General features: G+C 54.5%; 13 protein-coding genes. 8 read left to right on the forward strand and 5 right to left on the reverse strand.

The genetic code is table 11. The annotated features are described in order from the left end of the window. Positions 1-44 precede the first annotated feature (44 nt). Positions 45-1,223, forward strand: coding sequence for an NAD(P)/FAD-dependent oxidoreductase (locus tag W822_RS24710; RefSeq protein WP_024003164.1), 1,179 nt, complete (start codon positions 45-47; stop codon positions 1,221-1,223). Positions 1,224-1,233: 10 nt separating this feature from the next. On the opposite strand, the gene W822_RS24715 is transcribed toward W822_RS24710, so the two are convergent. After that, the gene (locus W822_RS24715) at positions 1,234-1,938 is read right to left on the reverse strand and encodes an SDR family oxidoreductase (RefSeq protein ID WP_024003165.1); all 705 of its coding nucleotides are present in this window, start codon (positions 1,936-1,938) and stop codon (positions 1,234-1,236) included. A 242-nt stretch (positions 1,939-2,180) separates the two neighbouring features. On the opposite strand from W822_RS24715, the gene W822_RS24720 reads away from it, so the two are divergent. From W822_RS24720 to W822_RS24730, 3 genes are read left to right on the forward strand one after another with little or no spacing between them, the layout of a single operon-like run. Further along, a complete protein-coding gene (locus tag W822_RS24720; protein ID WP_024003166.1) occupies positions 2,181-3,155 on the forward strand; it encodes a Bug family tripartite tricarboxylate transporter substrate binding protein in 975 nt (324 codons plus the stop codon). Beyond that, complete coding sequence (locus W822_RS24725) at positions 3,152-3,895, forward strand: class II aldolase/adducin family protein (protein WP_024003167.1); 744 nt, start codon at positions 3,152-3,154, stop codon at positions 3,893-3,895. The genes W822_RS24720 and W822_RS24725 overlap by 4 nt, the downstream gene beginning before the upstream one ends. Continuing rightward, positions 3,876-4,679 (forward strand): SDR family oxidoreductase, encoded by an 804-nt coding sequence (locus W822_RS24730; RefSeq protein WP_024003168.1) that lies wholly within the window; start codon positions 3,876-3,878, stop codon positions 4,677-4,679. Before W822_RS24725 ends, W822_RS24730 begins: the two co-directional genes overlap by 20 nt. 88 nt (positions 4,680-4,767) lie before the next feature. Here the strand turns inward: W822_RS24730 and W822_RS24735 are convergent, their stop codons facing one another. From W822_RS24735 to W822_RS24745, 3 genes are all read right to left on the reverse strand, one after another. Continuing rightward, positions 4,768-7,200: a TonB-dependent siderophore receptor gene (locus W822_RS24735; RefSeq protein WP_024003169.1), complete on the reverse strand. Its 2,433-nt coding sequence runs from the start codon at positions 7,198-7,200 to the stop codon at positions 4,768-4,770. Positions 7,201-7,277: 77 nt separating this feature from the next. After that, positions 7,278-8,282 carry a FecR family protein gene (locus W822_RS24740; protein ID WP_172642753.1) on the reverse strand — a complete coding sequence of 335 codons (1,005 nt, stop codon included), beginning with the start codon at positions 8,280-8,282 and terminating at the stop codon, positions 7,278-7,280. A 1-nt stretch (position 8,283) separates the two neighbouring features. Next, complete coding sequence (locus tag W822_RS24745) at positions 8,284-8,802, reverse strand: sigma-70 family RNA polymerase sigma factor (protein ID WP_024003171.1); 519 nt, start codon at positions 8,800-8,802, stop codon at positions 8,284-8,286. 242 nt (positions 8,803-9,044) lie between these two features. On the opposite strand from W822_RS24745, the gene W822_RS24750 reads away from it, so the two are divergent. The 4 genes from W822_RS24750 (at position 9,045) to W822_RS24765 (ending at position 12,131) form a co-directional block, all read left to right on the forward strand. Then, positions 9,045-10,106 (forward strand): endonuclease/exonuclease/phosphatase family protein, encoded by a 1,062-nt coding sequence (locus W822_RS24750; RefSeq protein WP_024003172.1) that lies wholly within the window; start codon positions 9,045-9,047, stop codon positions 10,104-10,106. Positions 10,107-10,349: 243 nt separating this feature from the next. Next, complete coding sequence (locus tag W822_RS24755; protein WP_024003173.1) at positions 10,350-11,063, forward strand: 2OG-Fe(II) oxygenase; 714 nt, start codon at positions 10,350-10,352, stop codon at positions 11,061-11,063. A gap of 22 nt (positions 11,064-11,085) precedes the next feature. Continuing rightward, positions 11,086-11,835 carry a 2OG-Fe(II) oxygenase gene (locus W822_RS24760; RefSeq protein ID WP_081724236.1) on the forward strand — a complete coding sequence of 250 codons (750 nt, stop codon included), beginning with the start codon at positions 11,086-11,088 and terminating at the stop codon, positions 11,833-11,835. Between the two features lie 20 nt (positions 11,836-11,855). Next, positions 11,856-12,131 (forward strand): Ada metal-binding domain-containing protein, encoded by a 276-nt coding sequence (locus W822_RS24765; protein WP_024003175.1) that lies wholly within the window; start codon positions 11,856-11,858, stop codon positions 12,129-12,131. A gap of 4 nt (positions 12,132-12,135) precedes the next feature. Here the strand turns inward: W822_RS24765 and W822_RS24770 are convergent, their stop codons facing one another. Further along, positions 12,136-13,101, reverse strand: coding sequence for a Bug family tripartite tricarboxylate transporter substrate binding protein (locus W822_RS24770; protein ID WP_024003176.1), 966 nt, complete (start codon positions 13,099-13,101; stop codon positions 12,136-12,138). Positions 13,102-13,278: the final 177 nt, after the last annotated feature.

Below are 13,278 nucleotides of genomic sequence, written 5' to 3' on the forward strand. Positions count from 1 at the left end.
TCAGAAAACGTCCTCCACCCTTTCCATTTTTATCCGGCATTCTCATGACGACATCCCACACCCAGTTCGATATTGCCGTAATCGGCGGCGGCATCATCGGCTCTGCCATTGCCTACTTTCTATTGCGGGAAGATCCCGCCCTGTCGGTCTGCGTCATCGAGCCCGATCCGTCTTACGAATTTGCCTCGGCTTTGCGTTCGTCCGGTGGCTGCCGTGTTCAGTTCACCGGCAAAGAGAACATTGCCATGTCGCTTTACAGCCTTGATTTCATACGCAATTTCGAGACTACCATGGCTATCGGTGATCGTCCGGCGCCGGTAGACTGGGTCGAAGGCGGGTATCTTTTTGTCGTACCGCCGGAACACACTCGACAGCTGGAAATAAACGCCCGTTTCCAGCAGGCCGAGAGTTGCACTTTGGATTTGCTTTCACCCTCCGAGTTAAAGGACCGCTTCCCCGCCATGTATGTAGATGATCTTGGCGCCGGCGTCCATACGCCGCAAGATGGCTGGTGCGACCCCTACGGACTGCTTTGGGGATTTCGCCGCAAGGCGGTCAGCCTGGGTGCAACTTACATTGCAGATCGTGTTGTCGCCGCCAATCACGATGCTACCGCAGCAAAGTCGGTCATATTGGATGGTGGCAACGTCATCAGCGCGACGTCTTTTGTCAATGCCACGGGTGCCTGGTCCGGCGACGTTGCCAGACTATTTGACATGACATTACCCATATCGCCAGTGCGACGTTTTGAGCATTACTTCACCCCGGGCAGCCACGTCGGCCACCTGCCCTATGTCAAAGACACCGCCAGACTTGCCTTTCGCTCCGAAGGACAGGGCTATTCCGGTGGACTGGTGGATGGCACTGTGCCGCGGGGCTATAACTTTGAAGTGGATCACAACTATTTCGAAAATGTCGTGTGGCCCGCCGTCGCCCATCGCTTCCCGGCCTTTGAGGCCGCAAAGTGTCATCGAACCTGGTCGGGCCTGTACGAGGTCAACGAACTGGATGGCAACCCTGTCATCGGCGCATGGAATTCACGTCTTCCTAATTTGTACACCGTGGCCGGTTTTTCAGGGCATGGCATGATGCATGCCCCGGCGGCGGCGCGCGGCATTGCTGAACTCATCATTCACGGTCAATTCAATACCATTGACCTGACCCGTCTTGGTTACGAGCGCATCGAGAATAATCAGCCCTACCCGGAACTGGGAATTTTGTAGGCACCTGCAATCAAACGTGTCGCATCAAGCCGCCATCGACGCGGATGTTCTGGCCGGTAATATAACCGGCCGCTTCCGACGCCAGAAAGGCAATGGTGCCGGCGATTTCATCGGCCGTTCCATAGCGCTTCATCGGCACACTCTCACGACGCTCGTCCACTTGCGGCAGACTGTCGATCCAGCCGGGCAGAACATTATTCATGCGTATATTGTCCGCTGAATAAGCTTCCACGAACAACTTGGTGTATGAGGCCAGCGCAGCGCGAAACACGGCAGACGTCGGAAACATGGCCGCCGGTTCAAACGCCCAGGCAGATGAAATATTGATAATGGATCCGGATTTTTGCTTTTGCATGACCGGACAGACCAGCCTGGTCGCTCTTACCACGTTCATGAAATAAGTATCCATGCCCTTGTGCCAGTCTTCATCTGTGATATCCAGAATCGGTCCGCGCGGACCATGCCCGGCACTGTTGACCAGAACATCAATGCGCCCCCAGGTTGACACCGCAAGGTCAACCAGTCTGCCCAGATCCTCATTGGACTGATTGGACCCCGTCACCCCTACGCCATTCAGGCTTTTTGCAAGCGTCTCGCCCTTGCCGGAGGACGACAGAATGGCTACCTTGAATCCATCCGCAGCCAGTTTGCTTGCGGCTTGTGCGCCCATGCCACTGCCCCCTGCCGTAATCACTGCTACTTTTTGAACGGTCATTATTTGCTCCCTTTTTAATAGCTATTCGCCTTGGCGAAAATTTGTTTATCTATTCCCTGAGCCAACAAAACGCTGCGTTGCCACTTACATCTGATCTTGTCATTTTGCTAAGCCGAAGTCCCTCTTTCCTTTTTATTAAGTCGGAGTTTTTGATTCAATAATAGACATGCGATCGGCTGGCCGATAGGATAAACATCCACTGCGCCCAACAAGACGCACACTATTATAAATACGGAAGAGACATGATAAAACACTATATCGCCAAGACTGCGCTTGCGGTCGCTGCCGTTGCCATTGCAACGGCAGCACATGCTGCCTATCCTGAAAAACCAATCACGATCGTCGTCGGATTTCCTCCCGGCACCTCCACCGACGCCGTCGCCAGGATTCTGGCCAATAAAATGGGTAAAGATCTCGGCCAGCCCTTCATAGTAGAAAACAAACCCGGCGTCGGCGGCAGCCTGGGAGCAGGAATGGTAGCCCGTTCCAAGCCCGATGGTTATACAGTCGTGCTGTCGGCGACCGCACCGATGAATATTAATCCTCATGTATACAAGTCCCTGCCTTATGACGCAGGCAGCGACTTCGAGCCGGTCGGGCAAACCACCTGGCTGCCCTATATTCTGGTGATTAATAACACAAAGAATATCAAAACGTTCCAGGACCTGATCGGCTACGCAAAGAAAAATCCGGAAAAGCTGACCTACGCATCTATCGGAAAAGGCACGACCAGTCATTTGCTGATGGAACTGCTGATGAAAAGGACCGGAACAAAAATGGTTCATATTCCCTATTCCGGCAGCACACAGTCCCAGACAGACGTTATCGGTGGTAACGTGGATATGACATTTGACACGGTTGTCTCGGCCATGCCTCACGTCAAGTCGGGCAAACTGAATGCGCTCGCCGTCAGCGTCGCGAACCGGGCCAAGCTCGCGCCGGATGTTCCAACCATCCAGGAACAGGGTGTTACAAACTTCAATATGGGCGCATGGCTCGGGATTTTCGCCCCCAAGGGCACACCCCGTGATATTGTCGATAAATTACATACCGAATTGAACAAAGCCCTCAGCGACAAAGAAACCAATGCCAAACTGGTTGCGCTGGGCTCAGAGGTCGTCATGAGCGAATCGCCAGAAGCATTTAAAAAAATGGTTCAGGAAAATTACGATACCTGGGGAAATATTGTCAAAGACGCAGGAGTAGATCAAAAATGAATGTCAGCACCACAGAATGGGAAACACGAGTTAATCTGGCCGCGTGCTATCGCCTGATGCCGCTTTTTGGCATGAGCGATCTTGTCTACAACCATATTACTGCTCGCATTCCGGGCACCGATGACGAAATCCTGATTAACCCGTACGGCTATATGTATGAAGAGATCACCGCCTCCAGCCTGATCAAAATCAACGTGAATGGCGACGTACTGGACAATCCGCACACTGACGGCACCGGCGTCAACCAGGCCGGCTACGTGATCCATAGCGCGATCCACTCTGCGCGCCACGATGTTGGTTGTGTTATTCATACTCATTCCCGTGCGGGAATGGCAGTATCAGCAATGGAATGCGGACTGCTGCCCATCACACAAACCGCCATGCGTTTCAAGGACATCACTTATCACGACTACGAAAGTGTCGCGATTGATATGGACGAGCAAAAACGTCTTGTGGCCGATCTTGGCAAACAGGATGCCATGATATTGCGCAGTCACGGACTTCTGGTCGCCTCTGCCTCCGTCGAGGAAGCCTTCAATGCAATGTACTGGCTGGAAATGGCTTGCCGTGCCCAGGTGGATGCGATGGCCGGGGGTACCAAATTGGTTATCCCGCCTCAGGCAGTGGTAGACAAAACCCATCATTTATACCAACCCAGCGTCAGGCGTCCATTCGGTATCATGGAATGGCCTGCTATGCTTCGTTATCTAGACCGACGCGATGCAAGCTACAGAAACTGAGAAGTCCATCACCGCGCCAGGCCACCCACTCTTCGATTTACACGATCAAGTCGCATTGGTGACAGGCGCCACGCGCGGCCTGGGCCTTGAAATCGGACGCGGACTGGGACAGGCAGGCGCAATGGTGATTGTCCATGGCCGTGACCAGAACAGCGCGGCCGCAGCATCGGAAAAACTACTGTCTGAAGGGTTGAATGCATCATGGGTTGCCTTTGAACTGAACGACAGAGCAGCCTGCCAACGTGCTTTCGATAAAATACGTGATACTCACGCTCGTCTTGACATTCTTGTGAACAATGCCAGCATGCGGTTGCGCAAACCGCTTGGCGATATCGATACCATTGAACTGGACACCATCATTCGTACAAACGTGCTTGCCAATATCGAAATATCCCGTGCGGCAATTGCCCTGATGAAATTAAATCGATATGGCCGGATTATTACGATCAGCTCCATCGCGGGACACATTGTCCGGTCCGGCGACTTTATTTATCCGATCACCAAGCAGGCACTCAATACCATGACGCGCTCGCTGGCCGTCGAGTTCGGGAAAGAAGGCATTCTGAGTAATGCAATCGCTCCCGGCACGTTTGCGACAGAATTCAATCAGTCATTGATCCGGAACCCGGACAACATTGCGAAAATGCAGGAACGCAATCCGCTGCAGCGCTGGGGAAGTCCCGCAGAAATCATCGGACCTGTCCTTTTTCTCGCATCCGAAGCAGCCTCGTATGTAAACGGCCAGGTATTGACGGTAGATGGCGGTTTTTCCATTTCATTCTAAAGCTGCTTGCGACATGCGCCTACAAAATCGTTACCCGTTTTTTCCCGCAAGGCAGGAAGCAAAGCGGCAAACCACCGTGATCTGAGTCTCACCACTTATACCTCAGCGACGCCTGCACAGTCCGCCCCTGGCCATAGAAACACTGAATCTCGTTCAAACAGTAGCCGATATACTCCTTGTTAAAGAGGTTGGACGCAGTCAATTGCAGTGTCATTCCTTTCAGGCTGGAGGAAAGCTGCTCCGCATCGTAGCGGACGGACGCATCAACCAGGGTCCGGGCAGGCAACGCCAGGGTGTTGTCTGCATCGCCAAAATTGGATCCCTGGTACCGCAACCCCGCTGCCAGGTGGAGGGCCGGCACCGGTTGATATTCTACCCACAAGGCGGCCTGATGCCGGGGTACCCGCTCCAGTGATTTGCCCTGCAGGGTGCGTCCGCTCGCATCTGCATTCGCCTTGATCATCCTTGAATTGAGATAGGCATACGATGCAATCACATTCAGCGATTTGTTGATGTGGGCTTTGGCTTCAATTTCAAGTCCACGTACCCGGGCTTCGCCTGACTGGACCAAAAAACCGGTATGCAGGGGATCCGGATCAGGCGTGGTCATATTGCGCTGCCTGATTTCGAAAGCGGACAGAGTGACGAAGCTCTTTTGCCCGGCCGGCTGATATTTGACCCCTGCTTCAATCTGTCTGCCTTTCATGGCTTTAAATTGTGCACCAGAAAAGTCGGTCCCATCTTCAGGCTCAAAAGATGAGCTGTAACTGATGTAGGGCGCCAGGCCATTGTCGAATACATAGGCCAGTCCGACCCGTCCTGTCCAGGCAGACTCCTGCTGCTTTGCCCTCACACTGGCAGGCAATTGGTTCAAGGTTCGCGAGTGCGCCTGGTCATAACGCCCGCCAAGCGTCAACACCCAACGATTCCATCGAATCTGGTCCTGCAGATAAAAACCCAACTGTTCGCGCGTCTGTCGATAGTCAATACGCGGGATCAGCTCAGGATGGGCGACGTTATAATCCGGATTCTGAATATCCAGTGGACTGGCATACAGACCCGAAGCAAATTTGTAATAATCATCCAGCTTCATGTAGTCGATACCGGCCAACACTGTGTGACGCGCCGCGCCCATGTGGAAATCGGCCTGTACATGAGTGTCCACCGACAGCACATCGGCTCGGGCCTGCCCGCGTGTGCCGACGCGGCTCAGATAGCGGGCTGTCGGATCCAGCATGTATCCGGGACTGGCCTGAGTAGTCACGTCCACCTTGTTATATTGAAGGTTCTGGCGCAAAGTGAAGACGTCATTGAACACATGCTCGAACTCATAGCCGATAGCCGCCTGGCGACGCTCATAGCCATCGAAGTCGGGCTGACCCAGGTTTTTAGTCGGTGAAATCCTGCCGTTAGGACTCTCATAAAGCGTACCGATGGCAGGCAATGCCGAGTAATCGGTCAGGGTTTTATCGCGCTGGTAATGCGAAAAAACAGTCAGGCGAGTTCGGTCCCCCAGCTTCCACTCCAGTGAAGGCGCGATAAATATCCGACGATCAAAGCCATCATCCACCCGGCCATTACTGTTCCGGGCCAGACCTGTCAAGCGGTAGCTCAATCTGCCTTCTTCATCCACAGGCCCGGTGAAATCGAAAGCCCCCAGCGTTCTGTCATGATTGCCGCCTCCCACCACAATCTCATGCATTGGAACATTCAGCGGTTGTTTGGTCGTCATATTGACAATCCCGCCGGGCGTATTCTGCCCGTACATGACAGACGCCGGTCCTTTGAGGATATCAATTCTCTCCAGCCCATAAGGCTCGATCCGCAACATCGCCGCACTATACGCACCAAATGGCAGCTTTGAGCCATTCAAATTCTGCTTCAGATAAAACCCGCGGCTGTGCAGCACATCATTGCGCGTATCGCTATCGCCAAAGGAGGCCAGCACGCCGGGAGTATACCGAACCGCGTCGGTCACGCTGTGCGCGCCCTGCGCCACGATTTGGTCTTTGGTGACAACATTAACGGTTTGCGGTGTTTCAAGCAGAGAAGACGCCGTTTTCATGGCAGTCGTATCCGTTACGGCAATATACCCATCCACTGTGCGTCCGTATAAGTCGTCAATCGCATATACGGTATCGAGCGTTGCCACGTCTGGATCCCGATCAAGCACGCTTTGTGGCGGTGATAACGCGATCAGACTGTATGTGTTGCCCTCCTGCAGGACAGCACGCAAGCCGGTTCCATGCAACAGTTTGCCGAATCCTTCGCGCACGGTATACCGGCCTTTGAGCGCAGGTGCCTGTCTGTCGGCGGTCAGGGACGACGGAAATACCATGGCCACTCCTGAACGCATCACGAATTGGTTAAGCGACTGTGTCAGCGGACCTGCTTCGATCCTGTAGTCGCGCGCCAGTTCAGCTGGCCGATCCTGCGCCTGGATCACCGTTGGGTTCAAACAAAAAAACGCAAGCACCCCGGTGCTTACTGCGCCCAGCCGACTTTCTCCCATCCTGATCATCGTAGATCCCTCTCTGTTTTTTTACCGTATATAAGCTATGACGGATCACAAACGAAAAGTGACAGGCCGGGTCGAAATTATTCCGTTTTTTTTATTGTCAAAACCAGCGGTTCATAGCCATGAATGCGGATCGGCAGGGTAGCGGCCAGCGTATTGAGCGCCTGCGTACTGTTATCAAGAGGAATCACGCCTGAAACGCGAATACTTTCCAGCGATTTGTCGTCATACAACAAAAAGCCGCTGTGATAGGCCTTCAGGTCGTGAAGCACCCGGCTCAAGGGCTGATTGTCCAGCGCCAGATATCCCTGAGTCCAGGCCGCGGGATCCGTATACCCAGAACCGTACATGCGCGCTACATTGCCATTGCTGACTGTTGCGCTTTGTCCCGGTTCCAGATCAGTGCATGTCTGTGCACCATCGTCGGCGGCACACGCTCTGACACTGGACTCGATCACGTTCACCACCATGCCCTGCCTGTGAACCGACACGGTATATCGCGTACCGAGCGCGGTCGCCGTGCCCTCCTCTGTCTGGACAATGAAAGGACGATGCGCACGATCCTGATTGACCTGGGCCAGAATCTGTCCTTCTCTTAGTATTACCCGTCGCTCGGTACTGGTGTACCGGATATCAACGGCACTGCGGGCATCCAGTGTCAATTGGCTGCCATCAGGCAAGGTCACCGCTTCGCGCTGGGCCACCCCCGTGTAGTGATCGACCAGCAAATGAGGATGCATCCATTCGGACAGGAGAACCAACACACCGATACACGTAATCGTAGTGCCGATCGTTCGTTTGACCCGACGTTTGGTACGCTTGCGGGTATTGAGCTTTGCCAGCGTGGCTTGCGCCGGATCAGTTGCTGCGCCTTCCAGGTCGTCAAAATTGCGCCATAAGGCGTCCAGGCGCTGCCAGGCGCGCTGATGCATCGGGTCGGCCAGGCGCCATTGATCACACTCCCGGCGTTCCTCGTCAGTAGCATCCTGGTCTTGCAGCCGCACATACCAGCTTGCGGCGGCGGCAATAACGCCGGGAGACGGTTCCCCGTCACTGTAAGGATGCTCTGCTGCCGGCTGCTTCATATCATACCGCGCCGGCATCCGCAAAAGCCTGTGTGTAACAATGTACGAGGCAGCCAGAAACATACTGGCGCACGCGACTGACTGATACCCCCAGATGAGCCGCAACCTGCGCATGCGTCTTTCCTTCCAGCCGGACCATGAGAAATGCGGTTCGTGCATTTGGGGACAACGTTTCCAGCCACTGCGCAACCAGCGCCAGCGTTTGTGCTGCCTGAGCAATTGTCTCAGCCGAAGGAGCCGTATCGGAGCCATGCACGTGAAGCCACGACTCCCGGAATATCTGCGCCACTTTGCGGCTACGGGAATCGTCGATCATTAGGCGTGATGCGGTAGTGGTCAGCCAGGCGCGAGGTTCGCGCAACACGGGAGCCGGCGTGCCCAGCAGGCGACAAAAGGTATCCTGGGCGAAATCCGCTGCGTTGTGGGAGCAGCCCAGTTTACGGTGCAGCCAGCGTACCAGCCATGGATAGTGCTGCACGTATAGCAGGCCGACGTCATCGGACGAAAGCGGGTTGGGCATGAGGATTCGGGTTGCAGCAATCTAATAAATAATAATGCTTCTCATTATAGAATGCGTTTAAGAGAAAATGAAAGCAAAATGTATCATCTTTGCGTCAAATAAGCCCGTTTCGCTCTCAGGACCATGGGTGACGTCCATACGGTACGCCGCTATTTGCTTACGGGCACGCTATTAAGACCGCAGTCATGTACACCCCCTATAATCAACACTCGACTCTTATTTCGACTTACGGAGAATATCGAGTGTCCTATTTTTACGCGCTGATGCTGCTGGTTCCGGTGCTGGCAACATGCCTGGCTTTCCTGCCATGTAGTCACTGGACCATCCGCAGTCTGGACTTTCCCCGGGTCCAGATTGCGGTGCTGTGCGTTTTAGCCTTGATCATGACTGCTGTTTACCCGCCTTCACCGGTCTGGCTCGCCTGGCTCGTGGTGATAACAAATGTAATTGCCGTGATCTATCAGGCCTGCAAAATCCGCCCCTACACGCGATTAGCCCACAAGGAAGTGCTGAGCAATCAGGACGCCGACGATGACCGAACCATCTCTCTTCTCTCGTCCAACGTATTGACACCTAATCATAATAGCCAGGCGCTGATTGAACTGGTTCACCGCTACAAACCCGATCTGGTTCTGACGCTGGAGTCGGATCAGTGGTGGCAGGATGCTCTGGAATGCCTGCACGCCGACTACCCGCATCGCGTTGCCATTCCGCTGGACAATTTGTACGGCATGCATCTTTTTTCCCGGCTGCCCCTGGAAGAAACGGAAGTGCTGTACCGGGTCGAGCGCGACATCCCGTCCATTTGCAGTCAATTGGTTCTGCGATCGGGCGAACGAATCCGTATTTACTGCCTGCATCCGACTCCGCCCAGTCCCACGGAGAGCGACACGTCAGCCCCCCGGGATGCAGAGCTGTTGCTGGTCGGCAAACAGATCCGCGAGCGCGATGAAACCGCGCTGGTTTTTGGTGATCTGAATGATGTGGCCTGGTCGCATTCGACCCGGTTGTTCAAGAAAGTGAGCGAACTGCTGGATGCGCGCATCGGGCGCGGCATGTTCAATACGTTCCATGCGCACTATCGCTTTCTGCGCTGGCCGCTTGATCATATTTTTCAGAGCCCGGAGTTTCAGATCAAGCAGATGGCCAAGCTGTCCGATATCGGTTCGGATCATTTCCCCATTTACGCAAAATTTCAGTACTGCCCCGCCGAAGAACATAAACACGAGGTGGAAACGGCGGATACCGAGGAAATGAGCCAGGCCGATGAAAAGATTGCTGAAGGACGCGAAGAAGCGAACTGACCCGCGGCACCTTCCATCGCATGCACAGTGCGCTATCCCCGCACAAGATCAGCCCGGCGGCGTGTAAGGTAAAAAATTCAATCGCAAATAGCGGATTGCAGGGCGCCCGCACGATGTCTACACTTACCTGACAGATCGACCACTGCCCCGGAAGGGCGACGATACCGTATCCTTGGGGCGCTGCCGTATCAGCCTCTTCGGTGGCGCCTCCGTGGTGGAATCAAAGGCAAAGTGAATATAGAAATGACATCTGCGAGCACGATCACCCTCGACAATTACGAGTGGCAAACCATCCGCTCATCACTCGATGAATCCGGCCATGCAGTCCTGCCTGGTTTATTGACGCAGGCGCAATGCCAGGCCCTGTCTGACGCCTACGACGAGCACGGACGCTACCGTAGCCGGATCGTGATGGCGCGCCACGGGTTCGGGCGAGGCGAGTACAAATACTTCTCATACCCCTTGCCGGCCATCCTGGACCAGCTGCGTCAAGCCCTCTATCCCCGATTGGTTCCAATTGCCAATCAATGGAATCAGCAACTTGGGTTGTCCGCGCACTATCCAGACCGACTGGACGATTTCCTGACTCAATGCCACGCGGCGGGTCAGACTCGGCCAACCCCGCTCATTCTTCAATATGGTGCCGGCGACTATAACTGCCTGCATCAGGACCTTTATGGCGAGCATGTGTTCCCGCTGCAAACCGCGATCCTGCTTTCGGCGCCGGAACGTGACTTCACCGGCGGCGAATTTGTCATGACCGAAAGTGCCTCTGGCGGCCAGCAAATCGAAGTCATACCGTTGCAGCAGGGCGATGCATTGATCTTTACCGTCAATCAGCGACCGGCCCGGAGCCTGCGTCGCGGCACGCGCAAGGTCGCGATGCGCCATGGCGTCAGCGTTGTGCACAGCGGACGCCGTCACACTGTCGGCTTGATTTTTCATGATGCCCGCTAAACCAACCGTCACGGAAAATCGCATGCCCGAAAAATCCGACCCAATCGCTCGCCCTTCAACAAATTCATCTGCTGATAGGATCACACACGCGATACACAGTCTGGACTGGACGACCATCGCCACGCAGCTTGACCGTGAAGGCTACGCCCTGCTGCCCGGACTACTCTCAGTTGAACAGACCGACTCACTGACGCGTCAGGCCGCAGACATGGAACTTCACCGCGAGATCGTCACCGGCGGCTCAGGCCACGGTGAGCGATTTTTTTTGCCAGAACCGCTAGCGAGTCCGCTGGACGTCATACAAACCCATTTTTATACACACCTGGTTCATATCGCCAACCGCTGGAATGAGGTCCTGCAAACGCCCGATCGTTACCCGACCGACCTGGCGCAGTTTCTGGATTTCAATCGTGATTGCGGTCAGGTACGTACGCTTTCTCACCTGAATCGACTGGGCGAAACCGACAATCTGACGCTCCAGCAATACACCGAAGGCAAACACATTTTCCCGCTGCAAATCGTCGCCTTGCTGTCTGAACCAGGCACTAATTTTGAGGGTGGAGAAATGGTCATGACCGAACAGCGTCCACGCATGCAGTCGCGTCCCATGGTGCTGCCGCTACGCCAGGGCGATGCAGCAATTATCGCAACCGCGCAGCGTCCGTTTAGAGGAAGCAAGGGCTATTATCGCGTGCAAACGCGGCACGCAATCAGTCGAGTGCGTCGTGGCGAACGCATCGGACTGGAACTGTTCTTTCACAACGCCCCCTGACACCGATATGGAAAACAGCCATGCTTTCTGAAAAACAGTGGGTCCTGACAGGACCGGATGGCACCACTTATCGCAGCACACAGCCCGGCACATTGGGTGGTCATCGACGCGGAAAAATCTATGGAACGCTGGACTGCCGTGCCGCACTGCAGGCTATCGCGCGCGGAGGTTATGTGAAACATCGCGTATTTTTTGCAGAAGAAGCGACAGCCATTGCAGCGGGCTACCGCCCCTGCGCGGTGTGTCTGCCGCAACGCTACGCGCTATGGAAGGCATCGCGGACAGGTGGCCATTAACGCATTATTGCATTTGCAAATCCGCGGCATGAACTGTATCGGCCCACAATTTCTGCTGATCATCAATGAAAGAGGCAAATTCCTGTGGCGTTTCGCCGCCTGGTGTACCGCCCAGCGTGTGAAACCGTGAAACAATATCCTCCTCATGCAGCGCTTTTCTGGCCGCCTGCTGGATTGTATTGACAATCTCATCCGGTGTTCCGGCAGGCGCAACCAGGCCGAACCAGGCATTGACCACCATATTGTCAATACCGGCCTCTTTCATGGTGGGCACATCGGGCAACTGATCGGACCGTTTTTCACCTGTAACGGCCAGTGCACGAAATTTTCCGGATTTGATGGACGCGATCGAACTGGGCAGATTATCAATCATGAATGTATATTGATTGCCCAGCAAACCCGACACCGCAGGACCCGCGCCTTTATAGGGAATATGCTGCGCGGTCTGTTTAATACGTTGCAGAAACATCTCCGCAGAAAGATGCGGCGATTGCCCTTTTCCCGATGAACCGAATGTTCGCCGATCCTCATTTTCGGAGAGATACGTCACCAGCTCAGCAACCGACTTGACGGGCGTTTCGCTATTGACCACCAGCACATTGGGAACGGAAATAACAAGTGTGATGGCCTTGAAATCTTCCTTTTTATAGGGCAGCGTTTTATACAGGCTGTAGTTGATCGCATTGGGCCCGACATTTCCCATGCCAAGCGTGTAGCCATCAGGTTTGCTGCGCACCAGTGCCTGCGAGCCAATAATGCCGGCAGCGCCCGCCTTATTCTCAATGACGACGGTTTGGCCCAGCGTCTTGCCCATTTTTTCCCCGACCAGCCGGGCGACAATATCGGTGGTTCCGCCAGGCGCGGCGGGCACAATGATGGTAATCGGTTTGTCTGGCCAGGCCGCGCTGGCGGGTCCGGAACAGAGTAAAGCGGCGGTCACGGCAGCAATCAGGCGCAGTGTCATATTCATATGTGTCTCCTGTTTGTAGGTTTGCGTTATCCCGTCAGAATACGGGCGGACCACAAGATTAGCTATCTGTGTTTGGCGAAGACATGCTTCATCCCTGTTTAATGGCGGTTTACCCCTACCTGCCCGCGCCTGCCAGCCGCCGCTTTCCCATCCGATACTTTTTAGGTATACATAAGA

It is taken from the genome of Advenella kashmirensis W13003, from assembly GCF_000506985.1.
Classification (GTDB): Bacteria; Pseudomonadota; Gammaproteobacteria; order Burkholderiales; family Burkholderiaceae_B; genus Advenella; species Advenella kashmirensis_A.

Bases quoted from the DNA above. Each gene is read 5' to 3' on its own strand.
- W822_RS24760 (WP_081724236.1), top strand. From the start codon at position 11,086: ATGCCCGAAAAATCCGACCCAATCGCTCGCCCTTCAACAAATTCATCT.
- W822_RS24720 (WP_024003166.1), top strand. From the start codon at position 2,181: ATGATAAAACACTATATCGCCAAGACTGCGCTTGCGGTCGCTGCCGTT.
- W822_RS24715 (WP_024003165.1), bottom strand. From the start codon at position 1,938: ATGACCGTTCAAAAAGTAGCAGTGATTACGGCAGGGGGCAGTGGCATG.
- W822_RS24725 (WP_024003167.1), top strand. From the start codon at position 3,152: ATGAATGTCAGCACCACAGAATGGGAAACACGAGTTAATCTGGCCGCG.
- W822_RS24770 (WP_024003176.1), bottom strand. From the start codon at position 13,101: ATGAATATGACACTGCGCCTGATTGCTGCCGTGACCGCCGCTTTACTC.
- W822_RS24735 (WP_024003169.1), bottom strand. From the start codon at position 7,200: ATGATCAGGATGGGAGAAAGTCGGCTGGGCGCAGTAAGCACCGGGGTG.
- W822_RS24740 (WP_172642753.1), bottom strand. From the start codon at position 8,282: ATGAAGCAGCCGGCAGCAGAGCATCCTTACAGTGACGGGGAACCGTCT.
- W822_RS24730 (WP_024003168.1), top strand. From the start codon at position 3,876: ATGCAAGCTACAGAAACTGAGAAGTCCATCACCGCGCCAGGCCACCCA.
- W822_RS24755 (WP_024003173.1), top strand. From the start codon at position 10,350: ATGACATCTGCGAGCACGATCACCCTCGACAATTACGAGTGGCAAACC.
- W822_RS24710 (WP_024003164.1), top strand. From the start codon at position 45: ATGACGACATCCCACACCCAGTTCGATATTGCCGTAATCGGCGGCGGC.
- W822_RS24765 (WP_024003175.1), top strand. From the start codon at position 11,856: ATGCTTTCTGAAAAACAGTGGGTCCTGACAGGACCGGATGGCACCACT.
- W822_RS24745 (WP_024003171.1), bottom strand. From the start codon at position 8,802: ATGCCCAACCCGCTTTCGTCCGATGACGTCGGCCTGCTATACGTGCAG.